General features: G+C 66.2%; 23 protein-coding genes. 14 read left to right on the plus strand and 9 right to left on the minus strand.

The window, feature by feature from the left end; genetic code table 11:
• Window positions 1–126: 126 nt before the first annotated feature.
• Together grxD and U9J41_RS12330 are read left to right on the plus strand one after the other, a co-directional pair.
• Entirely contained in the window at window positions 127–444 is a 318-nt protein-coding gene (grxD, locus tag U9J41_RS12325) for a Grx4 family monothiol glutaredoxin (RefSeq protein ID WP_322402476.1), read from the plus strand.
• Window positions 437–1063, plus strand: a complete 627-nt coding sequence (locus U9J41_RS12330; RefSeq protein WP_322402477.1) for a UbiX family flavin prenyltransferase — start codon at window positions 437–439, stop codon at window positions 1061–1063. The genes grxD and U9J41_RS12330 overlap by 8 nt, the downstream gene beginning before the upstream one ends.
• Before the next feature lie 8 nt (window positions 1064–1071).
• On the opposite strand, the gene U9J41_RS12335 is transcribed toward U9J41_RS12330, so the two are convergent.
• The 3 genes from U9J41_RS12335 to U9J41_RS12345 form a co-directional block, all read right to left on the minus strand.
• Window positions 1072–1245, minus strand: coding sequence for a hypothetical protein (locus tag U9J41_RS12335; RefSeq protein WP_322402478.1), 174 nt, complete (start codon window positions 1243–1245; stop codon window positions 1072–1074).
• A 314-nt stretch (window positions 1246–1559) separates the two neighbouring features.
• Window positions 1560–1973, minus strand: coding sequence for a hypothetical protein (locus tag U9J41_RS12340; RefSeq protein WP_322402479.1), 414 nt, complete (start codon window positions 1971–1973; stop codon window positions 1560–1562).
• 336 nt (window positions 1974–2309) lie between these two features.
• Window positions 2310–3362 carry an MBL fold metallo-hydrolase gene (locus U9J41_RS12345; protein ID WP_322402480.1) on the minus strand — a complete coding sequence of 351 codons (1053 nt, stop codon included), beginning with the start codon at window positions 3360–3362 and terminating at the stop codon, window positions 2310–2312.
• Window positions 3363–3497: 135 nt separating this feature from the next.
• Here U9J41_RS12345 and U9J41_RS12350 point away from each other — a divergent pair, with 135 nt between their 5' ends.
• The 8 genes from U9J41_RS12350 (at window position 3498) to U9J41_RS12385 (ending at window position 12318) form a co-directional block, all read left to right on the plus strand.
• Window positions 3498–3938: a MerR family transcriptional regulator gene (locus U9J41_RS12350; protein WP_322402481.1), complete on the plus strand. Its 441-nt coding sequence runs from the start codon at window positions 3498–3500 to the stop codon at window positions 3936–3938.
• Between the two features lie 97 nt (window positions 3939–4035).
• A complete protein-coding gene (locus tag U9J41_RS12355; RefSeq protein ID WP_322402482.1) occupies window positions 4036–5220 on the plus strand; it encodes an isovaleryl-CoA dehydrogenase in 1185 nt (394 codons plus the stop codon).
• A 351-nt stretch (window positions 5221–5571) separates the two neighbouring features.
• Window positions 5572–7413, plus strand: a complete 1842-nt coding sequence (aceK, locus tag U9J41_RS12360; RefSeq protein ID WP_322402483.1) for a bifunctional isocitrate dehydrogenase kinase/phosphatase — start codon at window positions 5572–5574, stop codon at window positions 7411–7413.
• Window positions 7406–8605 carry an acetyl-CoA C-acyltransferase gene (locus U9J41_RS12365; RefSeq protein WP_322402484.1) on the plus strand — a complete coding sequence of 400 codons (1200 nt, stop codon included), beginning with the start codon at window positions 7406–7408 and terminating at the stop codon, window positions 8603–8605. The genes aceK and U9J41_RS12365 overlap by 8 nt, the downstream gene beginning before the upstream one ends.
• Window positions 8606–8814: 209 nt before the next feature.
• Window positions 8815–9483, plus strand: a complete 669-nt coding sequence (locus U9J41_RS12370; RefSeq protein ID WP_322402485.1) for an SDR family oxidoreductase — start codon at window positions 8815–8817, stop codon at window positions 9481–9483.
• Window positions 9484–9512: 29 nt separating this feature from the next.
• On the plus strand, window positions 9513–10640 hold the full coding sequence (locus tag U9J41_RS12375; RefSeq protein WP_322402486.1) for an acyl-CoA dehydrogenase family protein: 1128 nt from the start codon (window positions 9513–9515) through the stop codon (window positions 10638–10640).
• 7 nt (window positions 10641–10647) lie between these two features.
• Complete coding sequence (locus U9J41_RS12380; RefSeq protein WP_322402487.1) at window positions 10648–11220, plus strand: GNAT family N-acetyltransferase; 573 nt, start codon at window positions 10648–10650, stop codon at window positions 11218–11220.
• A 45-nt stretch (window positions 11221–11265) separates the two neighbouring features.
• Window positions 11266–12318, plus strand: a complete 1053-nt coding sequence (locus tag U9J41_RS12385) for a hypothetical protein (RefSeq protein ID WP_322402488.1) — start codon at window positions 11266–11268, stop codon at window positions 12316–12318.
• Between the two features lie 3 nt (window positions 12319–12321).
• Here U9J41_RS12385 and U9J41_RS12390 read toward each other — a convergent pair whose 3' ends face one another.
• Window positions 12322–13335, minus strand: coding sequence for a zinc-binding alcohol dehydrogenase family protein (locus U9J41_RS12390; RefSeq protein ID WP_322402489.1), 1014 nt, complete (start codon window positions 13333–13335; stop codon window positions 12322–12324).
• Window positions 13336–13440: 105 nt separating this feature from the next.
• Between U9J41_RS12390 and U9J41_RS12395 the strand changes: the two genes are divergently transcribed.
• Window positions 13441–14340, plus strand: coding sequence for a LysR family transcriptional regulator (locus U9J41_RS12395; protein WP_322402490.1), 900 nt, complete (start codon window positions 13441–13443; stop codon window positions 14338–14340).
• Window positions 14341–14570: 230 nt separating this feature from the next.
• Here the strand turns inward: U9J41_RS12395 and U9J41_RS12400 are convergent, their stop codons facing one another.
• Together U9J41_RS12400 and U9J41_RS12405 are read right to left on the minus strand one after the other, a co-directional pair.
• Complete coding sequence (locus tag U9J41_RS12400) at window positions 14571–15755, minus strand: thiolase family protein (RefSeq protein ID WP_322402491.1); 1185 nt, start codon at window positions 15753–15755, stop codon at window positions 14571–14573.
• A gap of 97 nt (window positions 15756–15852) precedes the next feature.
• On the minus strand, window positions 15853–16308 hold the full coding sequence (locus tag U9J41_RS12405; RefSeq protein WP_322402492.1) for a MarR family winged helix-turn-helix transcriptional regulator: 456 nt from the start codon (window positions 16306–16308) through the stop codon (window positions 15853–15855).
• Window positions 16309–16439: 131 nt separating this feature from the next.
• Here U9J41_RS12405 and U9J41_RS12410 point away from each other — a divergent pair, with 131 nt between their 5' ends.
• Window positions 16440–16982: a PaaI family thioesterase gene (locus U9J41_RS12410; RefSeq protein ID WP_322402493.1), complete on the plus strand. Its 543-nt coding sequence runs from the start codon at window positions 16440–16442 to the stop codon at window positions 16980–16982.
• 5 nt (window positions 16983–16987) lie between these two features.
• Here U9J41_RS12410 and U9J41_RS12415 read toward each other — a convergent pair whose 3' ends face one another.
• The gene (locus U9J41_RS12415; RefSeq protein ID WP_322402494.1) at window positions 16988–17395 is read right to left on the minus strand and encodes a MarR family winged helix-turn-helix transcriptional regulator; all 408 of its coding nucleotides are present in this window, start codon (window positions 17393–17395) and stop codon (window positions 16988–16990) included.
• Between the two features lie 151 nt (window positions 17396–17546).
• Between U9J41_RS12415 and U9J41_RS12420 the strand changes: the two genes are divergently transcribed.
• Window positions 17547–18146, plus strand: a complete 600-nt coding sequence (locus U9J41_RS12420; RefSeq protein WP_322402495.1) for an FMN-dependent NADH-azoreductase — start codon at window positions 17547–17549, stop codon at window positions 18144–18146.
• Window positions 18147–18150: 4 nt separating this feature from the next.
• Here the strand turns inward: U9J41_RS12420 and U9J41_RS12425 are convergent, their stop codons facing one another.
• Together U9J41_RS12425 and U9J41_RS12430 are read right to left on the minus strand one after the other, a co-directional pair.
• On the minus strand, window positions 18151–18945 hold the full coding sequence (locus U9J41_RS12425; RefSeq protein ID WP_322402496.1) for an SDR family NAD(P)-dependent oxidoreductase: 795 nt from the start codon (window positions 18943–18945) through the stop codon (window positions 18151–18153).
• Between the two features lie 11 nt (window positions 18946–18956).
• Window positions 18957–19493 (minus strand): ester cyclase, encoded by a 537-nt coding sequence (locus tag U9J41_RS12430; RefSeq protein WP_322402497.1) that lies wholly within the window; start codon window positions 19491–19493, stop codon window positions 18957–18959.
• A gap of 100 nt (window positions 19494–19593) precedes the next feature.
• On the opposite strand from U9J41_RS12430, the gene U9J41_RS12435 reads away from it, so the two are divergent.
• Entirely contained in the window at window positions 19594–20496 is a 903-nt protein-coding gene (locus tag U9J41_RS12435; RefSeq protein ID WP_322402498.1) for a LysR family transcriptional regulator, read from the plus strand.
• Window positions 20497–20578: the final 82 nt, after the last annotated feature.

Below are 20578 nucleotides of genomic sequence, written 5' to 3' on the forward strand. Positions count from 1 at the left end.
CCGCAAACGTCACGCGTGGGCACGGCGTGCCCACCCACGGGGACAGGCGGAACGCCTTATGCCGGCGTCCCCGTTTTCTTATAAAATGCCGTCATCCACTCCAATTCTCACCAAAGGCAGAACCAAATGAGCGACGTACAATCCTGGATCAAAGAGACCGTGACCAACACGCCCGTCGTGCTGTTCATGAAGGGCACGGCCCAGTTCCCGCAATGCGGTTTTTCCGGCCGCGCGATTCAAATCCTGAAGGCTTGCGGCGTCGATAACATCGCCACCGTGAACGTCCTGGAAGACGCGGAAGTCCGCCAGGGCATCAAGGAATACTCGAACTGGCCGACCGTCCCGCAGCTGTACGTGAACGGCGAATTCATCGGCGGTTCCGACATCATGACGGAAATGTACGAGTCCGGCGAACTGCAGGCGCTGATCAACAAGAATGGCTGATCCCGGCCCGCGCCCGGACGGCGAACCCGGCGGCCCGCGCCGCCGGATCATCGTCGCCATCACGGGCGCGACCGGCGCAATCTACGGCGTGCGGCTGTTGCAACGGCTGTCCGCCGCACCCGGCGTCGAGACGCACCTCGTCATTTCCGACGCCGCCTCCCTCACCCTGCATCAGGAAGTCGGCCTGCAACGGCGCGACGTGGAAGCGCTCGCCCACGTGGTGCACCGCAACCGCGAGATCGGGGCATCGATCGCCAGCGGCTCGTTCCAGACGGACGGCATGGTGATCGCACCCTGTTCGATGAAGACGTTGGCCGCCGTCGCACATGGTTTGTCGGACAACCTGATCGCGCGCGCTGCCGACGTCGTGTTGAAAGAACGCCGCCGCCTGATCCTGATGGTGCGCGAGACGCCGTTCAACCTGGCGCATCTGCGCAACATGACGGCGGTTACGGAAATGGGCGGCATCGTCTTCCCGCCGCTGCCGAGCTTTTATCACCGTCCCGCCACGATCGACGAGATGGTCGACCACACGACCGCACGCGTCATGGACCTGCTGGGCGTGACGAATGCGCTCGCCCCGCGCTGGGGCGGCATGAAAGACGACGGCGTCGTCTGAAGCGGCGCTCAGGCGCCTTCGCCGTACATGTCCTTCTCGGCCTGTCTCTGTTCCCTTGCGTCTTCGATTTTTCTGCGCTGCTCGTTACGTTTGCGCATGATTTCTGCGTGCTGGGCCGCCGACATGGGCGGTGCGGTCATGAGGTCCTTCAACTGCGCGGTGTTGCTGTAGTTATTAATCATGAGGCGATTGCATCCTTATTGACCGATAACACTAAGGCACGTCGACAAACCTGCTGCGCGTTGCACTGCTGCGCTTTTCCCACAGCATTGCGACCGCTCGCGGCGGTTTTTCGAGGTGCCACTGGCGGAGCGCCAGGCAGGAACGCGAACTCGACCGTTCTCGACATTCCGTTAGCGTTATCGATTATGCGCGAGACTCGGCCGTTTGTGCGGACTGTCGCAGAAATAAATTGCAGTATGGAAGGCGCGGGCGCGCCGTGAGACACGGCCGCCCTGGCGGCGGCCGTCGCGGGACTCGATGACGAACGACAGGATTATTTCTGCTGCTGGTGATTCATGCGCACCAGCATGCGGATGAATTCGCGTGCCAGCTGCTTGTGATGCTCGTCCAGGCGCTGCAGGTCGGCGATCAGCTTGACGTCGGCCGATTCGAAACGGGCGCTGCCGTCGGCGCCGTCGCCGCTGGCGGCGGCGTTTTCCGATCCGCCAAAGCGCAGCCAGTCGGCCGGTACGCCCAGCCATTGCGCGATCATGCGCAATTTTTCCTGGGTCGGGATCGCCTCGCCGACCAGCCATTTACGCGCCGCGTGGACCGTAATCGGACGGCCCTCGAAGCGAATGTTAAATTCCCGCGCCAGCCGGGTGGGGCTGTCCGGAGAATAATGGGCATTTTTCAGGGCTTGCTGCAGGCGCTCGCTGAAGCTCTCCCGCTCGTTTGTCGAATTCATGGGTGGCACTAAGGGTTCATGCAAGGCCGTCATAGGTCGCTCCGTTGACCAGACCGTCTGTGACGGCAGGAAAGACTATAGGTAACAAATAGGTGAGTATTGACCAATTCTCACAGTGCTGTCCAGCAATTCCCCGCCTTTCCAGCGCATCGTGAGCGATGTGTGAAAAATATCCTACAGGAAAAGAAAAACGTTTGCTCGTCCAAATTCAGGTGAAGAAAGGGAACAATTGTTCCTCTTGGCACGCAAAATGATGCCAAGAGTCAACAAAATCAGGCGAAATGCGGCTAGCTTGTCGTAATTTTTGCGACAAGCATGGCGCCCAAATATGTTGTTTTACGTCAACTTAAAACGGATGATGCCGTCGTCGCCGGTTACACGGGTCAAGATACCGTTGTACCAAAGATAATGAAGATGGGCCAATGCCTCGCCGATCGCGAAACTGAGCTGGTGGGCGTCGAGTTGCCGTTTGAACATCAGCGGCACAATGTCAACTGCCGACCTCGGCTCTGCACACGCGGCGCGGACTTCCTCCAGGCGCTCGGCGTGGTGCGCGCGCAGTTGCGCGATACGGGTGTGCAAGCCGCGGAACGGCTTGCCGTGTGCGGGCAGGACGAGGGTGTCGTCGGGCAAATCCGCGAACTTGTCCAGCGAATCCAGGTACAGCTGCAAGGGATTGCCTTCCGGCTCGACGGCGAACACGGAAATGTTCGTCGAAATGCGCGGCAACACCATGTCGCCGGAGATCAGGATCCGGTCCTTGTCGTCGTACAGCGACACGTGTTCCGGCGAATGGCCGAACCCGGTGATCACGCGCCATTCGCGCGCGCCGACCGCGACGCGCTGCCCGTCCTGCAGACGCGTGTACGCGGCCGGCACGGCCGGCACGAGCGACGGATAGTAATTCTTGCGGCTCTGCATCTGCTCGAGCATGCCCGCGTCGACGAGGCCGTGGCGCTGGAAATGCGGGATGGCCGAGGGGCCGTCGACGCCGGGCAGCGCCGCGGCCATCATGCGCGCGAACCCGAATTCGCCCGTGCTGGTCCAGAACGGCGCCTGGAAGCGTTCGCACAGCCAGCCGGACAGGCCGACGTGGTCGGGATGGCAGTGGGTCGCGAACACACGCAGCAGCGGCCGGTTGCCCAGCGCGTCCACGAACAGGCGCTCCCATGCCGCCCGGGTCGCGTCCGTCCCGGCGCCGCAGTCGACGAGGGACCAGCCGTGGCGCTTCTCCGCGGTATCGTCCAGCAGCCACAGATTGATATGGTCGAGGGCGAACGGCAGCGGCATGCGCAGCCAGGACAGGCCGGGCGCCACATCCGTCACCGTGCCGGGCGGCGGGATGACGTCGCCGAACGGATAGCTGAGCTGGGATTCGAGTGGATTCATGCGGTCGACTTTCGTGTTGATGCGGGGCGGAGCGCGTTACAATGCCGCAAACGCTTTGACGTAAACGTAAACGGAAGGCGCGGAATATGATTCTAAGCGATTCCGCACCGCGCCACTTGAGACACGCAGGACACCATGGCCACGACCTACACCATCGCCGAACTGGCACGCGAATTCGACATTACCGCCCGAGCGATCCGCTTCTATGAAGACCAGGGGCTGCTCAGCCCGAAACGCGAAGGCCAGGGCGGACGCAACCGTGTCTACACCCCGCGCGACCGCACCCGGCTGAAACTGACGCTGCGCGGCAAGCGCCTGGGCCTCACTTTGTCGGAGATCAAAAGCATCATCGACATGTACGAGACGCCCAAGGACACGGTGGCCCAGATCAACCGCTTCCTCGGCGTGCTGTCGCATCAGCGCGAGACGTTGGAACAACAGCGCGCGGATATCGAGATGTCGCTGGCGGAAATTTCTGTACATGAAGAAGAATGCCGGCGGCTGCTGGCCGAGTCCGGCGCGGCCGGGGAGTTGGTGGATGGGGAACTGGTGGACGGGGAGACGGATGCGGCGTAATCGGCCGCGGACCTCCACTTGACGTTTACGTTAACGTCACTCCGCGCTATCATCTAGCCTGGCCACCAGCCATAACCTAGACGAGAACGAGGACGACATGCTGCATCTCCCTGGCTTGACCTTTGACCACGGCGACGACATCGCCGCCCTGCGCGAAGCTGTACAACAGTTCGCCGCGAGCGAAATCGCGCCCCGCGCGGGCGAGATCGACCGCACCGACCAGTTCCCGATGGACCTGTGGAAAAAGATGGGCGAACTGGGCCTGCTGGGCATCACCGTCGGCGAGGAATACGGCGGCGCCGGCATGGGATACCTGGCGCACATCGTCGCCATGGAAGAAATCTCGCGCGCCTCGGCCTCGGTCGGCCTGTCGTACGGCGCCCACTCGAACCTGTGCGTCAACCAGATCAAGCGCAACGGCACCGAAGCGCAGAAGCGCACCTACCTGCCCAAGCTGATCTCGGGCGAGCACGTCGGCGCCCTCGCCATGTCCGAGCCGAACGCCGGCTCCGACGTCGTCAGCATGAAGCTGCGCGCCGAATTGAAGGGCGACCGCTACGTCCTGAACGGCACGAAGATGTGGATCACGAACGGTCCGGACGCCGACACGCTCGTCGTCTACGCCAAGACCGACATCGCCGCCGGGCCGCGCGGCATGACCGCCTTCCTCATCGAAAAGGGCTATAAAGGGTTCTCGATCGCGCAAAAGCTGGACAAGCTCGGCATGCGCGGCTCGCACACGGGCGAGCTGGTGTTCCAGGATTGCGAAGTCCCGGTGGAAAACGTGCTGGGTGGCGTGGGCAAGGGCGTCAACGTGCTGATGTCCGGCCTCGATTTCGAGCGCACCGTGCTGTCCGGCGGACCGCTGGGCATCATGGCCGCGTGCATGGACGTCGTCGTGCCGTACATCCATGAGCGCAAGCAGTTCGGCCAGGCAATTGGTGAGTTCCAACTGATGCAGGGCAAGATTGCCGACATGTATTCGACGATGATGGCGTGCCGCGCCTATGTCTACGCGGTCGGCCAGGCCTGCGACCGCGCGGCGAACCCGGAGCAGGTGCGCGCCCTGCGCAAGGACGCGGCCGGCGCCATCCTGTACAGCGCGGAAAAGGCGACGTGGATGGCCGGCGAGGCGATCCAGACGCTGGGCGGCAATGGCTATATCAATGAATATCCGGTGGGCCGTCTGTGGCGCGACGCCAAGCTGTACGAGATCGGCGCGGGCACGAGCGAGATCCGCCGCATGCTGATCGGGCGCGAGCTGTTCGGCGAGACGATGTAAGTTTGTGGAGAGAGGAGACCGGGCGGACAAGAAGATCGGCAGGAGCCGGCACAACAATAACACTCCACGCCGCCCGAAAAACAGGAACGTCATTCCCGGCATTGCCGACAATGACTTCCCGCGAAAACAGGAATCCATGGTGAGTCTCGGACATACGCAACTGCCGCGTTGTCGCAAGCTCGGCATGGAGGGAATCGTGCCGGGGGGCGCTGTTTCCACCTGCGCGGGAAAGTCGTTTGCGGTATTGCCGGGAGTGACGGTTCTTAGAGTCGCGATTTTTTCTGAAACGCCGGTCCGACGTCGTTCGCGGACTACAATGACCGCTGCCCCGTCCACCGCGCGAGACGCCCGATGACCCAGGCCACCTTCCCCAAGCTGCTGTCGTCCCAGATCGCCTTCGATATCGCGCGCACCATCCTGGACGGCTTCGACCGCCATTATTCGCTGTTCCGCCAGGCCAGCAAGACGGCCAAGACCCATTTCGAACGCGCCGACTGGACCACGGCCCAGCAGGCCGCGCGCAAGCGCATCGATTTCTACGACAAGCGCGTGCAGGAATGCGTGCATGCGCTGGAAGACGACTACGCGCCGGAAGACCTGACCGACGACACGTGGCGCGAAACGAAGCTGCATTACATCGGCCTGCTGAGCGGCCTGCAGACGGGCCATAAACGCCCGGAACTGGCCGAGAGCTTCTTCAATTCCGTCTGCTGCCACCTCCTGCACCGCAGCTACTACCGCAACGATTTCATCTTCGTGCGTCCCGCCGTGTCGACCGAATACATCGAGACGGACGAACCGGCGCCCACCTACCGCGTCTACTATCCCGCGGCGGACGGCCTGCGCTTCGCGTTGCGGCGCATGGTCACGAATTTCCAGCTCGACTGCCCGTTCGCCAACCTCGACCGCGACATCGCCCTCGTCGAGGCGCGCATGGCCGAGCAGTTCGGCCTGCACGAGCGTGAACCGAACCAGCAACTGCACGTGCTGTCGAGCCTGTTCTTCCGCAACAAGGCCGCCTACATCGTCGGCCGCGCCATCAACGGCGCCCGCGAGCATCCGTTCATCGTGCCCATCCTGCACGATCGGGCCGGCCGGCTGGTCCTCGACACGGTGCTGACCGACCCGGAACAGGTGATCCTGCTGTTCTCGTTTACACGCGCCTATTTCATGGTCGACATGGAAGTGCCGTCGGCCTTCGTGCAATTCCTGCGCAGCCTCATGCCGAAGAAGCCGCGCAGCGAAATCTATACGGTGCTCGGCCTGCAAAAACAGGGCAAGACGCTGTTCTTCCGCGACTTCCTGCAGCACCTGAAGCACAGCTCCGACGCCTTTCGCAGCGCACCCGGTATCCGCGGTCTCGTGATGCTCGTGTTCGAACTGCCCTCCTTCCCGTACGTGTTCAAGGTGATCAAGGATTTCTATCCGCCGCCGAAGGAGACGACGCGGGCCCGCATCAAGGAAAAATACCTGCTGGTGAAACACCACGACCGCGTGGGCCGCATGGCCGACACGCTGGAGTACTCGGACGTGGCCTTTCCGCTGTCACGCTTCGACGAGGAACTGCTGGCCGAGCTGCGCCGGTTCGCGCCGTCGCTCGTCGAGATCGAAGGCGACCACATCATCATCAAGCACCTGTACATCGAGCGGCGCATGGTGCCGCTGAATATCTTCCTGGACGATGCCCGCCGCAGCGGCAACGACGACCGCATCGAACATGCCGTGTTCGAATACGGCAATGCGATCCGCGACCTCGTCGCCGCGAACATTTTTCCGGGCGATATGTTGTACAAAAATTTCGGCGTCACCCGACAAGGCCGCGTCGTGTTCTACGACTACGACGAGATCGAGTACCTCACCGACTGCAACTTCCGCGAAATCCCGCAGCCGCGTAACGAGGAAGACGAAATGGCGGCCGAGCCGTGGTATCCGATCGGCAAGCACGACGTCTTCCCCGAACAGTTCGCGCGCTTCCTGCTCGCGAATCCAACGATACGCGCGGCGTTCATGAAACACCACGCCGCACTATTGACGCGCGTCTGGTGGCAGTCGCACAAGGACCGCATCCTGGCGGGCGAAGTCGAGGACGTTTTCCCGTATCCGCAGCACATCCGGTTCCATCACGCGGACCAATCGAACCCGGCGCTACCCTCGCCGCAACCCCATTACCTGGAGACCTTACACAATGAATGATCCAATCGTTATCGTCGGCGCCGCCCGTACCCCGATGGGCGCCTTCCAGGGCGACTTTTCCTCGAAATCCGCGAGCGACCTGGGCGCCGTGGCGATCAAGGCGGCCGTCGAGCGCGCCGGCGTCGACGCGAGCCTCGTCGAGCACGTCTATTTCGGCAACTGCCTGATGGCCGGCCAGGGCCAGGCCCCGGCGCGCCAGGCGCTGATCAAGGCGGGCCTGCCGCTGTCGACCGGTGCCGTCACCCTGTCGAAGATGTGCGGCTCGGCGATGCAGGCCGCGATCTTCGCGCACGACGTGCTCAAGGCCGGCAGCGCGGACGTCGTCGTCGCGGGCGGCATGGAATCGATGACCAATGCGCCGTACCTGATCCCGAAGGCGCGCGGCGGCTACCGCATCGGCCACGGCGTCATGTTCGACCACATGATGATGGACGGCCTGGAAGACGCCTATTCGCGCAACGAGAAAACGGGAGAAGGCCGCTCGATGGGCACGTTCGCCGAGGAGTGCGTGGCGAAATACTGCTTCTCGCGCGAGCAGCTGGACGCGTTCGCGATCGAATCCGTCAGGCGCGCGCAGAACGCCACCGAGTCCGGCGATTTCCAGTGGGAGATCGCACCGGTGACCGTGGCGAACCGCCTGGGCGAGGCCATCATCGAGAAGGACGAAGGCCCGGTCAAGGCCAAGGTCGACAAGATCCCGACCCTGCGCCCGGCCTTCAAGAAGGACGGCGTCATCACGGCGGCGTCGTCGTCGTCGATCAACGACGGCGCCGCGGCCCTGGTCATGATGCGCGAATCGACGGCCAAGGAACTGGGCCTCGCGCCGATCGCCCGCATCGTCGGCCACACGACGCACGCGCAGGAACCGGACCAGTTCACGACGGCGCCGATCGGCGCGCTGCACAAGCTGTTCAAGAAGACCGGCTGGTCGGCGAAGGACGTCGACCTCTTCGAGATCAACGAAGCCTTCGCCGCCGTGCCGATGGCCGCGATGCACGAGCTGGACATCCCGCACGATAAAATCAACATCCACGGCGGCGCCTGCGCGCTGGGCCACCCGATCGGCGCCTCGGGCGCGCGCATCATCGTCACCTTGCTGGGCGCGCTGAAGAAGACGGGCGGCAAGCGCGGCGTGGCGTCGCTGTGCATCGGCGGCGGCGAGGCGACCGCGATGGCGATCGAGATGGTGTGAGCGCAAACGGCCTTGTTCCGGTAGGGTGGACGGATCCCGTCCACGCGTTCAAAACACGCATGAATGGATACGACAGCGTTCATTTCAGCGTTCATTTCAGCGTTGGTTGAACGCGTGGACGGCCGAGCCGTCCACCCTACCCGTCACGCGCGTGTTTTCAAAACACGGTAAGGTGACGGACCGTCATCCATATCGTGAAGGATCTTCCCATGTCCACCGTCCTCATCATCGGCGCCTCGCGCGGCATCGGCCACGAACTGGCCCGTCAATACCGCGCCGACGGCTGGCGCGTCATCGCCACCGCGCGCAAGGCCGCGGATTGCGACGCGCTGCGCGCACTGGGCGCGCAGGCGCACCAGGTCGACGTCACCAATGCCGAATCGATCGGTGGCCTGGGCTGGAAGCTGGACGACGAAAAGATCGACGCCGCCTGGCTCGTCGCCGGCGTGTACGGTCCGGATCACGCCGGCTTCCCGACGGCGCAGGAGTTCGACGACGTCATGCACACGAACGTGCTGGCCGCGATGCGCATCCTGCCGATCGTCGCGCCGCTGGTCGCCGCCACGCGCGGCAAGCTGGCCGTGATTTCGTCGCGCATGGGGTCCATCGGCACGCGCAAGGGCAACGAGGCGTCGCTGTACCGCGCCAGCAAGGCCGCGCTGAATTCCGTGCTGGCCGACGCCGCGCTGACGTGGGGCCCGCAAGGCGCCACCTGCGTCACGTTCCACCCGGGCTGGGTGCAGACCGATATGGGCGGCCCGGGCGCCTCGCTCACCGTGCAGCAGAGCGCGACCGGGCTGCGCGCCACGCTGGCCGCCGCCACGCCCGCGCAGAACGGCGCCTTCCTCAATTACGACGGCACGCCCATCCCGTGGTGAGCCGTCGACGATAACGATAGACGAGACAAATGATTTTGACCGAAGAACACCAGATGATCCGCGACGCCCTGCGCGCCTTCGCGCAGGAGCGCCTCGCGCCCAACGCCGCGCGCTGGGACCGCGAGCACCATTTTCCCAGGGACGAGCTGAAGGAACTGGCCCGGCTGGGCGCGTTCGGCGTGGCGGTGCCCGAGCAGTACGGCGGCGCCGGCCTCGATTACGTGGCGCTGGCGCTCGTGCTGGAAGAGATCGCGGCCGGCGACGGCGGCACGTCGACCATCATTTCGGTCAACAACTGCCCCGTGTGCTCGATCGCGATGACGTACGCGAACCCCGCGCAGAAGGAACGCTGGCTGCGCCCGCTCGCGCAGGGCGACCTGCTGGGCGCCTTCGCGCTGACCGAACCGCACACGGGCAGCGACGCCGCCGCCCTGCGCACGACGGCCGTGCGCGACGGCGACCACTACGTCCTGAACGGCACCAAACAGTTCATCACGAGCGGCAAGCACGGCGACGTCGCGATCGTCGTGGCGGTCACGGACAAGGCGGCCGGCAAGAAGGGCATCAGCGCGTTCTGGGTGCCGACGGATACGCCCGGCTACATCGTCGCCGGCATCGAGCACAAGATGGGCCAGCATTCGTCGGACACGGCGCAGATCGTGTTCGACCAGTGCCGCGTCCCGGTGGAAAACCTGATCGGCGCGGAAGGGCAAGGCTACAAGATCGCGCTGTCCGGCCTGGAGGGCGGACGCATCGGCATCGCGTCGCAATCGGTCGGCATGGCGCGCGCCGCGTTCGAGGCCGCCCTGGCGTATGCCAAGGAACGCGAGAGCTTCGGCACGCCGATCTTCGACCACCAGGCGGTCCAATTCCGCCTGGCCGAGATGGCGATGCAGATCGAGGCCGCGCGCCAGCTGATCCTGCACGCCGCGTCGATGAAGGACGCCGGCCTGCCCTGCCTCAAGGAAGCCGCGATGGCCAAGCTGTTCGCGTCCGAGATGGCCGAGCGCGTCGTGTCGTCCGCGATGCAGGTGTTCGGCGGCTACGGCTACGTGGCCGACTTCCCCATCGAGCGCATCTATCGCGACGTGCGCGTGTGCCAGATCTACGAAGGCACGAGCGACATCCAGAAGATCCTGATCGCGCGCGCGCTTTGACCCGACGATGAACGCATCGATGGACCGCGCGGACAGGCTGACGATCCGCCCGGCCGGCACCGCCGACCTGGCGCCGTTCTTCGCCTACCTGGACGACCACCTGCGCGACAACGGCGCCGACGGCACGCCGCTGTTCCAGCCGGTGGCGCCCGGCCAGCCACGCCTGCCGGCCGGGCTGCGCATCGCGTTCATCAAGGGGATCGACATCGCCGTCGGCGCGCCGGGCTGGCGCCGCCTGTGGCTGGCCATCGCACCGGGCGGCGACATCGCCGGCCACGTCGACCTGCGCGGCCGTCCCGAACCGGCCGCCACGCACCGCGCCATGCTCGGCATGGGCGTGCACCGCGTGTGGCGGCGGCGCGGGCTTGGACGGCGCCTGCTCGCAACGGCGGCCGGCTGGGCGCGCGACGACACCGACATCGGCTGGATCGATCTCGAAGTCCTGTCGGACAACCTGCCCGCGTGCGAACTGTACGTGCGCGCCGGCTTCACGACGGTCGCGCGCGTGGCCGACATGCTCCGCATCGCGGATGCCAGCCACGACCTGAGCTACATGACGTTCGGGCTGCGCCAGGGGTGAGAATCGGTGAGCATCCGGGCCGGACCCGCATGCTAGAGTTCCAGGATGAAAACCATCCTGCCCCTGCTGCTCGCATCCTGCATCGCGTCAACCGCCTTCGCGGACGACCTTCCTGTCCACTACGGCGCGCCGGACTGCCAGGTCGGCAAGCTGCTGCCGGTCCCCGCCGAACTATCCGTGCACTGGAACGGCCCGTGCAAGGACGGCTTTGCGGACGGCACCGGCGTACTCGAATGGACGACGCAGGACGGCGGCACGCGGCGCATCGAAGGCAAGTTCGCGCGCGGCGCGGTCAGCGGCGAGGGCAAGCTGAAGGCGGGCGACAAGTTCACGTACGTCGGCTCGATGACCGACGGCATGCCGGACGGCGAGGGTTATCTCCACTTCGCCAATGCGTTGCGCTACGAAGGCAGCCTCAAAATGATGCGGCGCGAAGGCAAGGGCGTGCAGATCTATTCGAACGGCGACGCCTACCAGGGCGAATTCCGCGCCGACCGCCCGAACGGCCAGGGCCGCCTCACCTTTGCCCTCGGCGGCATGATCGAAGGCGAATTCCGCGACGGCCGTCCGGTCGACGGCGACCGCATCACGTATGCCGGCAGCGGCCGCACCGGCACGTTCGATCCCGGCGCGCGCAAGACGCCGGCCGCCAAGCCGGAAAACAAGTTCAAGCAGCACCAGGCCGACCCGGACACGGGCACGCTGCTGGCGAAGACCGAGGTGACGTCGGCGCTGCCGACCAACGTGGGCTGGGATGGCCTCACGCCGGATCAGCAGGACATCGTGCGCAGCCGCTACCCGGCGCTGGAGCCGGGCGACGAGCCGCCCTACCCGTTGAAAGGCACCGTCGAATTCAACCGGGTCACGCTGGCCGCCGCCGGCAAGTACAACGCGCGCGGCCTGCTGCGCCTGCACGTGCTGGTCGGGGTCGACGGCAAGCCGAAGGAAGTGCGCAAGGTGGGCAGCTTCGACGACGACGTGATCCGCTACGTCGCCAGTGCCGCCATGGCCCTGCGTTATAAACCCGCGGTCTGCCACGGGCAGCCGTGCGAGATGCTGTTCCCGTTCGCGATGGAAATCACGCACCGCTTGCAGTAACGCTCAGAACCCGGCCAGCACGATCTTGCCCTGCGCCCGGTTCGACTCGATCAGCGCGTGCGCGCGCTTGAGATTCGCCGTATCGATACGCCCGAAGTTCTCGTTGGCCGTCGAACGGAGCGTGCCCGCGTCGATCAGGTCCGCCACGCGGTTCAGGATCTCGTGCTGGCGGATCATGTCCGGCGTCGAAAACAGCGACCGCGTGAACATCAGTTCCCAGTGCAGCGAGACGGCCTTGCGCTTGAGTTGGCGGACGTCGATCGGCGCGGGGTCGTCGATCAGGCCGAATTTGCCCTGCGGCGCGATGGCCTCGACGATCTGGTCGAAGTGCTGGTCCGTGTGCGTGAGGCTGATCACGTAATCCGGCGCGTTCAAGCTGGCACGCTGGATCTCGCCGGCGAGCGGCCGGCTGTGGTCGATCACGTGGTGCGCGCCATTTTGAAGGACCCAGTCGCGCGTTTCCGGCCGCGACGCGGTGCCGACGACCGTCAGCCGCGTGAGCCTGCGCGCCAGTTGCACGAGGATCGAGCCGACGCCGCCGGCCGCGCCGATCACGAGCAACGACTTGCCTTCGCCGCGTTCGTCGAGCGGGACGTCGAGGCGGTCGAACAGCAGTTCCCACGCGGTGAGGCTCGTCAGCGGCAGTGCGGCGGCGGCGCCGAAATCCAGCGTTTGCGGCATCGTGCCGGCGATGCGCTCGTCGACCAGCTGCAACTCACTGTTGCTGCCCGCGCGGGCGATGGAGCCGGCGTACCAGACGCGATCGCCCGGACGGAACAGCGTGACGTCCGGCCCGACGGCCTTCACGATGCCGGCCGCATCCCAGCCGAGCACTTTCCACTCGCCGTCGGCCGGCTTTGCGCTGGCGCGCACCTTCACGTCGACCGGATTCACCGACACGGCCCGCACCTCGACGAGCAGGTCGTGGCCCGTCGCGACCGGGTCCGGCAGGGTGACGTCGACGAGGGCGTCGGCGTGCGCGATGGGCAGGTTGTTCTGGTAGGCGATGGCTTTCATGTGGGCTCCCTGGGTGATCGATGCATGCCATTCTGGCCGCGCCGGCCTTTTTGATAAACTGGGCAATTGCGAAATCAATTTCAATTTTTATTTGAAAATAAAGCCATGAACCTGCGCGACCTCGAACTCTTCGTGACGACGGCGGAGCAGGGCGGCCTGTCGGCGGCCGCGCGGCTGCTGGAGATTTCTCCGGCCGTCGCCAGCGCGCGCCTGAAGCGCCTGGAAGCGGACCTCGGCACGGCGCTGTTCGTGCGCACGACGCGCAGCATGCGCCTGACGGTGGCCGGCGAACGCCTGCTGGCGCGCTGCCGTCCGCTGCTGGACGGCCTGCGCGACGCCGAGGACGAACTGCGCGCGGGCGGGAATGCGATCGAAGGCCCTTTGCACATCTCGATGCCGTCCGACCTCGGCCGCCACGTCGTGCTGCCGTGGCTGAACGCATTCCAGGAACGCCATCCGGGCGTGCGGCTGCGCCTGCAGTTGACGGACCGCCTGGCCGACATTTATCGGGAACCGGTCGACATCGCGCTGCGCTTCGGGAAGCCGCGCGCATCCGGCATGGTGGCGCTGCCGCTGCTGGAAGAGAACCACCGCGTGCTGTGCGCGTCGCCGGCCTATCTGGCGCGCCATGGCGTGCCGGCGTCGCCGCATGACCTCGCGGGGCACAACTGCCTGTGCTTCATGCTGGACGAGACGGTCAACGACCGCTGGCGCTTCAGCAAGGATGGGGAAGACATCGAGGTGACGGTGCGCGGCGACCGCGTGGCCGACGATTCCGAGATCGTGCGGCGCTGGGCGCTGGACGGCCTGGGCCTGTGCTACCGCTCGCGCATCGACGTGCAGGCCGACCTCGCGCGCGGCGCGCTGCGCGTCGTGTGCGCGGACTGGCAGGGCAACAGCCAGCCGCTGTACATGGTGCTGGCGAGCCGGCGGCAGGTGTCGCCGGCCGTCAGGGTGCTCCGGGAGTTTCTGGTGGAGAGAATGCGGGAGGCGGTAGCGGAATGACCCACCATCTCGTCGTTCCCGCGCAGGCGGGAACCCAGTTTGCATGCGCAGCGTTGGAGCGCCCAGTACTTGGGCCCCCGCCTGCGCGGGGGCGACGGTTTCAAGGCCGCGTGCTTATTAAACCTGCCGTTTATCAGATCCGTTCCAGCGTTGGAGCGCGCAGCACTCGGGCCGCCGCCTGCGCGCGGGTGACGGTTTCAAGGCCGCGTGTTTATTAAACCTGCCGTTTATCAGATCCGTTCCAGCGCCAGCGCGATCCCCTGCCCGCCGCCGATGCACAGCGTGACGATGCCGCGCCGCGCGAGACCGCGGCGCATCGCATGCAGCAGGCGCACCGTCAGCACGGCTCCCGTCGCGCCGATCGGGTGGCCGTGCGCCACCGCGCCGCCTTCGACGTTGATGACGTCTTCCGCCAGAGACAACTTGCGCGCCACCGCGAGCGGCACGGCGGCGAACGCTTCGTTGATTTCGTAGCGGTCGACGTCGGCGACGTTCCAGCCGGCGCGCGCGAGGGCCTTCTGCACGGCCGGTACGGGTCCGAGGCCGAACATGCCCGGCGCCACGGCCGCCACGCCGGACGCGACGAGGCGCGCGATCGGCTGCAGGCCGAGGCGCTCGGCCGTCGCGCGGTCGGCGACGATGACGGCGGCCGCGCCGCTGTTCAGGCCCGGCGCGTTGCCGGCCGTGATCGTGCCGTCCGGGCGGAACGCGGGTTTCAGTTTCGCCAGTGTCTCCAGCGTGGTGTCCGGGCGGTTCGCTTCGTCCGTGTCGAACAGTTGCACGCCGCGCTTGCCCGCGATCTCGATCGCCACGATTTCATCCTTGAAGGCGCCGGCCGCCTGGGCGTCCGCAAAGCGGCGCTGCGAGCGCTCGGCCCAGCGGTCCTGCGCGGACCGGCCGATGTCGACGTCCTTCACCAGATCCTCCGTGTGCCAGCCCGAATGCTGGGCCGAGAACGCGTCGTTCAGGCCGTCGTGCAGCAGGCTGTCGTAGATCTGCGCATGGCCCATGCGCGCGCCCCAGCGGGCCTGCGGCATCAGGTACGGCGCCTGGTCCATGTTCTCCATGCCGCCGGCCAGCACGACGTTCGCTTCGCCGGCCAGGATCTCGTGCGCGGCCGACGCGATGGCCTGGGCGCCCGAGCCGCACACGCGGTTCAGCGTCATCGCGGGCACGCTCACGGGAATGCCGCCGTGAATGGCCGCCTGGCGCGCCGGATTCATGCGGTTGCCGGCCTGGATCACGTTGCCCATCAGGACCGCATCGATGGCGTCGGGAGCAATGCCCGCGCGCGCGACGGCGGCGCGCACGGCGGCCGCGCCCAGTTCGACGGCGGGGATGGATTTCAGGGAACCGTTGAACGTACCGATGGCGGTACGCACGGGGGCACACAGGACAATGTCGCGGGCAGACATGATGACTCCTTTCGGGTTGGATGGCGGGATCACGCAAATAGGAGTATATACACGTATTTTGAAAACCGCATGGCGCACGGCCGGCCGGAGATCAGGATTATTTGACGTCGGGGTCGTGGATGCCCGTCTCGACGACGGCGCGCAGCAGCATGCGCAGTTCGAGCGCGCGTTCGCTGCCGAAGTTCTGCTCGAAGGTCTGCTGGGCGCGGCGCCATAGCGGCAGCACGGCCTTGACCTTGGCCTTGCCGGCGGGCGTCAGGCCGATGACGCGCTCGCGCTTGTCGTGTTCACTGGGACCGGTCGTCACGAGCGCGTCGCGCTCGAGGGGTTTCAGGTTGCGGGTGAGGGTCGTGCGGTCCATGACCAGTTCGGCGGACATCTGGTTGACCGTCATCGGCCCCAGCCCCAGCAGTTTATACAGGATCGAAAACTGGGTGACGCGCAGGCCGGCCTCGCTCAGCACCTGGTCGTACACGCCGGTGATGTAACGCGACGCCTGGCGCAGGGCGAGGCAGTTGCACAGGGGGTCGTTCGATTGCGGGCGCGATGTCATGTCCGGTGTTCCTTGCCGGGACGGCGTTAGTACCCTCCCTCTAGCGAGTATAACCCCGGGTATGCCGAAACCTGGGCATAATCGGCATCGAATAGCTGCATATACACTCAATAACGGACGAGGAGAGTTGCATGGACACGCAGCAGACGGTGGCGGAACAATGGGAGGCGCAGCTGCGCGCGGTGCGCGCGCGGGTGGAGCAAGGCGGCGGACGCCCGGGCGTGGTGCCGGCGCAGGAAGCGCGCGGGATGACGGGACTGGCGGTGATGCAGGCGCTGCTCGACGGCCGCTTTCCGTACGCGCACATCGCCGAGACGCTCGACTTCTTCCTCGTCGAAGTCGATAAGGGCTCGGCCACGTTCCAGGGCACGCCGCAGGCCATGCACCTGAACCCGATGGGCACCGTGCACGGCGGCTGGTATGCGACGTTGCTCGACTCGGCCGTGGGCTGCGCCGTGCAGACCGCGCTGGAGCCGGGCTACGCCTACACGACGGCGGAGCTGAGCGTGAACCTCGTGCGCGGCGCGCGACTGGACGGCGGGCCGCTGCGCGCGATCGGGACGGTGCTCCATTGCGGGCGCCAGCTCGCCACGGCGGAAGGGAAGATCGTCGACGCGCAGGGACGGTTGTATGCGCATGCGACCACGACGTGCCTCGTGTTCGAGGCGCGCTGAATCGCTCACCCCACCCCGCGCAGTTGCCCGGCCAGCGCGGTGCCGAAGCGGCGCTCGAACTCGGCCTGCGCCGCCTGCCACACCGGCACGGCCCGCGCCAGCCTGGCGCGCCCCGCGTCGGCGAGGCGCACGACGTTGCGGCGCGCGTCTTCCTCATGCGGGCCGATGGCCACGAGGCCGTCGCGCGCCAGCGGCTGCAGGGCGCGGATCACGCTCGTGCGCTCCATCGCCAGCGTGACGGCGAGGTCTTTCATCGACGCCGCCTCGACCTCCTCGACGTAGACCAGGATCGAGAACTGCGTGCTCGTCAGGCCCACGCCTGCCAGATGGTCTTCGTACATCTTCGTGATCAGGCGCGCCGCCTTGCGCGAAGCGAAGCAGTTGCAGGCCAGGAGTCGTTCGGATGCGGTCATGGGCCCATCATAGGTGCGTATGCACACGAGTCAAGCGATCGATGATATTCATCCCATCAGCGGAACAATGATATCCGAAAAACCGGCTTAATCCCGCCAGAAACAACCAATACAATGTTCTCCATCGACCCCATCCTTCTGGAGAACAACGATGAACATCCTGCAGATCAACGGTAGCGCCCGTGCCAGCGGTTCGAATTCCACCCGCGTCGCCGACGCCATCACGGCGCGCCTGACAGCGCGCCATCCGGAAGCGACGGTCGAGCTGCGCGACCTGGCGCGCGACCCGCATCCGGTGCTGGACGAAGCCGCGCTGTCCGCCCTGTTCACGCCGGCCGACCAGCGCACGCCGGAGCAAAGCGCGCGCGTCGCGCTGGACGACGCCCTGATCGCGCAACTGAAACGCGCAGACGTCATCGTGCTGGGCGTGCCGATGTATAACTTCAGCGTGTCGGTGCAGATCAAGTCGTGGATCGACGCCGTCGCCCGCGCCGGCCACACCTTCCGCTACACGGCCAACGGTCCGGAAGGCCTCGTCACCGGCAAGAAAGTCTATGTGGGCCTGGCCCGCGGCGGCGTCTTCCGCGACACCCCGCTCGACTCGCAGGTGCCGTACCTGAAGGGCGTGCTGGGCCTCCTGGGCATGACGGACGTCGAGTTCATCTACGCCGAGGGCGTGAGCATGGGCCCGGACCGCGTCAGCGCCGCGTTCGAGGAAGTGACGACGCAGATCGACGACGTCGTGGCATGAGGGCTCACGCGATGGTGTCCACGACGCCGCCATCCACCCGCAGCGCCGCGCCCGTCGTGGCCGACGCCTGCGGCGAGCACACGTAGACGATCATGTTCGCGACTTCCTCCGTGCTCGCAGCGCGCCGCAGGATCGAGCTGGGACGCTGCGCGCGCACGAACGCCGTCGCGGCCTGCTCGACCGAGGTATTCGCCTCCTGGGCCGCGCCTTGCAGCATGGCGCGCACGCCTTCCGACAGCGTCGGCCCCGGCAGCACCGCGTTGACGGTGACGCCGCTGCCGGCCGCCAGTTTCGCCAGTCCGCGCGAAATCGCCAGCTCGGCCGTCTTCGTCATGCCGTAGTGGATCATGTCGGCCGGGATGTTCAGCCCCGATTCCGACGACACGAACACGACCCGTCCCCAGTCGCGCGCCAGCATCCCTTTCAGATAATGGCGCGTCAGGCGCACGCCCGACATCACGTTCAGTTGAAAAAAATGCTCCCAGGTGGCGTCGTCGATCTCGAAGAAATCCTGCGGCCCGTACGTGCCCGCGTTGTTGACGAGGATGTCGACATGCGGCTCGGCGGCGATCAACGCGGCCGCGCCGTCGGCAGTGGCGAGATCGGCGGCGACGCCGCGCAGCTGTGCATGCGGCACCTGGGCCAGCACGGCCGCGCGGGCGCTGTCGATGGTGTCGCTGCCGCGGCCATTCAGGATGACGGTGGCGCCGGCGCGGGCCAGGCCGATGGCCGTCGCCAGGCCGATGCCGGCCGTCGATGCCGAGACGAGGGCGGTCTTGCCGGTCAAATCGATGTGCATGGTGATTCCTTTCAGCGGGCGACGAGGCCCAGTTGTTGCATCAGCGTGAGGTTGTCTTCGATATGCCAGTTGTCGGCGATCTTGCCGTCCGCGATCCGATAAATGTCGGTGGCGATGAAATCCACCGCCTGCCCCCGGCCCTGCGTAGCCGCCCACCGTCCCGTGAAATGGCCGTGGAAGCGGTAGTGCATCGTGACGCGGTCGCCGGCGACGATCATCTGTTGCAGGTCCGCCTGCAGGTCGGGGATCGCCGTGCGCACGAATCGCGATGCCGCGAGCGGCCCCGGCACGCCTTGCGCGCGGCCGGGCGGCAGGGTGCGGTCCGTGAACCCGGGGGCCAGCGCGGCGCGGGCATAGCGTTCATCGCCAGTGTGCCAGAACGTCGCGTAACGGCGCGCCGCCAGCAGTTCGGCGTCCCGTTGCGCCGGCGCCAGCGACGCGTCGGCGATGAGTTCATCGGGTCGTACGAGGCCGTCGTCCGCGAAGGCCGGCAGCGCCGACAGCGCCGGCAACAGGGTTGCGCAGGCAAGGATGTGGGTTGTTTTCATGATCGCTCCATCGTGCGTTGATCGATGGAGCCATCATAGATTTCACGCCTGGCGAAAAATAGCGGCAGAATACGAAATCATTGTTTCCAAAAAGCGCAAGATGAACACGCTCGCCAACAACTTCCCTGCCCTCGTCGCGTTCGCGCGGATCGTCTCCGCCGGCAGCCTGTCGGCCGCCGCGCGCGAGCTCGACGTGCCCGTGTCCGTCGTCAGCAAGCGTTTATCCCTGCTGGAAGCGAGCCTGGGCACGCGCCTCCTGCAGCGCACGACGCGGCGCCAGACGCTCACGGATGAAGGCCGGCTGTTCCACGCGCGCGTGCTGCGCATCCTCGATGAAGTCGAACAGGCCGAAGCCCTGCTCGCGCAGCGCCGCGACGGCGTGCACGGCCTGTTGCGCATCACCGCGCCGGGCGAGTTCGGGCGGCGCTGGCTGGCGCCCATCGCGGCCGCGTTCCACGACCTGCATCCGCAAGTGACGATCCAGCTGGAACTGGGCGACGCCGTCGTCGACCTGCTGGACAGCGGCCACGACCTCGCGATCCGCTACGGCGCGCTGGCCGACTCATCTCTCGTCGCGCGCGAACTGGCGCCGAACTACCGCGTGCTGTGCGCGTCGCCCGCCTACCTGGAGCGCCACGGCGAACCGCGCACCCCGGCCGAACTGGCAGGCCACCGCCTCATCGTGATCGGCGACCAGCGCCGCACCGACTGGAAATTCGACGGCGGCGACACCGCGCCCGTGCGCGTGGACGCCGCGTTCCTCACGAACGACGGCGGCGCCGCGCAGCAACTGGCGCTGGCCGGCAGCGGCATCGCATTGAAATCGATCTGGGACGTGGGCGACGACCTCGCGGCGGGCCGCCTGCTGCGCGTGCTGCCGAACCACGCGATGGCGGCGGCGCCGCTGCACGCGGTGTATCCGCATCAGCGGAATCTCGCGCCGCGGGTGCGCTTGTTCGTGGGGTATCTGAAGGAGAAATTGCAGGAGGCGTGGCACTGGTAAAACACGACCGCGCCCCTGGACGGTCGTTCCGCGCAGGCGGGAACCCAAGTTGCCGGCAGTGCGGTCACGCATGCAATATTGG

Origin of the sequence: Massilia luteola (genome assembly GCF_034420155.1) — a bacterium.
In the GTDB taxonomy this organism is placed as follows: Bacteria; Pseudomonadota; Gammaproteobacteria; order Burkholderiales; family Burkholderiaceae_D; genus Telluria; species Telluria luteola.

Excerpts from the sequence above, each read along its gene's own strand:
- U9J41_RS12335 (WP_322402478.1), bottom strand. The coding sequence starts at position 1,245 with ATGATTAATAACTACAGCAACACCGCGCAGTTGAAGGACCTCATGACC.
- U9J41_RS12330 (WP_322402477.1), top strand. The coding sequence starts at position 437 with ATGGCTGATCCCGGCCCGCGCCCGGACGGCGAACCCGGCGGCCCGCGC.
- U9J41_RS12350 (WP_322402481.1), top strand. The coding sequence starts at position 3,498 with ATGGCCACGACCTACACCATCGCCGAACTGGCACGCGAATTCGACATT.
- U9J41_RS12395 (WP_322402490.1), top strand. The coding sequence starts at position 13,441 with ATGAACCTGCGCGACCTCGAACTCTTCGTGACGACGGCGGAGCAGGGC.
- U9J41_RS12430 (WP_322402497.1), bottom strand. The coding sequence starts at position 19,493 with ATGAAAACAACCCACATCCTTGCCTGCGCAACCCTGTTGCCGGCGCTG.
- U9J41_RS12405 (WP_322402492.1), bottom strand. The coding sequence starts at position 16,308 with ATGACATCGCGCCCGCAATCGAACGACCCCCTGTGCAACTGCCTCGCC.
- U9J41_RS12420 (WP_322402495.1), top strand. The coding sequence starts at position 17,547 with ATGAACATCCTGCAGATCAACGGTAGCGCCCGTGCCAGCGGTTCGAAT.
- U9J41_RS12345 (WP_322402480.1), bottom strand. The coding sequence starts at position 3,362 with ATGAATCCACTCGAATCCCAGCTCAGCTATCCGTTCGGCGACGTCATC.
- U9J41_RS12425 (WP_322402496.1), bottom strand. The coding sequence starts at position 18,945 with ATGCACATCGATTTGACCGGCAAGACCGCCCTCGTCTCGGCATCGACG.
- U9J41_RS12435 (WP_322402498.1), top strand. The coding sequence starts at position 19,594 with ATGAACACGCTCGCCAACAACTTCCCTGCCCTCGTCGCGTTCGCGCGG.
- U9J41_RS12385 (WP_322402488.1), top strand. The coding sequence starts at position 11,266 with ATGAAAACCATCCTGCCCCTGCTGCTCGCATCCTGCATCGCGTCAACC.
- grxD (WP_322402476.1), top strand. The coding sequence starts at position 127 with ATGAGCGACGTACAATCCTGGATCAAAGAGACCGTGACCAACACGCCC.
- U9J41_RS12365 (WP_322402484.1), top strand. The coding sequence starts at position 7,406 with ATGAATGATCCAATCGTTATCGTCGGCGCCGCCCGTACCCCGATGGGC.
- U9J41_RS12415 (WP_322402494.1), bottom strand. The coding sequence starts at position 17,395 with ATGACCGCATCCGAACGACTCCTGGCCTGCAACTGCTTCGCTTCGCGC.
- U9J41_RS12375 (WP_322402486.1), top strand. The coding sequence starts at position 9,513 with ATGATTTTGACCGAAGAACACCAGATGATCCGCGACGCCCTGCGCGCC.
- U9J41_RS12355 (WP_322402482.1), top strand. The coding sequence starts at position 4,036 with ATGCTGCATCTCCCTGGCTTGACCTTTGACCACGGCGACGACATCGCC.
- U9J41_RS12380 (WP_322402487.1), top strand. The coding sequence starts at position 10,648 with ATGAACGCATCGATGGACCGCGCGGACAGGCTGACGATCCGCCCGGCC.
- U9J41_RS12340 (WP_322402479.1), bottom strand. The coding sequence starts at position 1,973 with ATGAATTCGACAAACGAGCGGGAGAGCTTCAGCGAGCGCCTGCAGCAA.
- U9J41_RS12410 (WP_322402493.1), top strand. The coding sequence starts at position 16,440 with ATGGACACGCAGCAGACGGTGGCGGAACAATGGGAGGCGCAGCTGCGC.
- aceK (WP_322402483.1), top strand. The coding sequence starts at position 5,572 with ATGACCCAGGCCACCTTCCCCAAGCTGCTGTCGTCCCAGATCGCCTTC.
- U9J41_RS12390 (WP_322402489.1), bottom strand. The coding sequence starts at position 13,335 with ATGAAAGCCATCGCCTACCAGAACAACCTGCCCATCGCGCACGCCGAC.
- U9J41_RS12400 (WP_322402491.1), bottom strand. The coding sequence starts at position 15,755 with ATGTCTGCCCGCGACATTGTCCTGTGTGCCCCCGTGCGTACCGCCATC.
- U9J41_RS12370 (WP_322402485.1), top strand. The coding sequence starts at position 8,815 with ATGTCCACCGTCCTCATCATCGGCGCCTCGCGCGGCATCGGCCACGAA.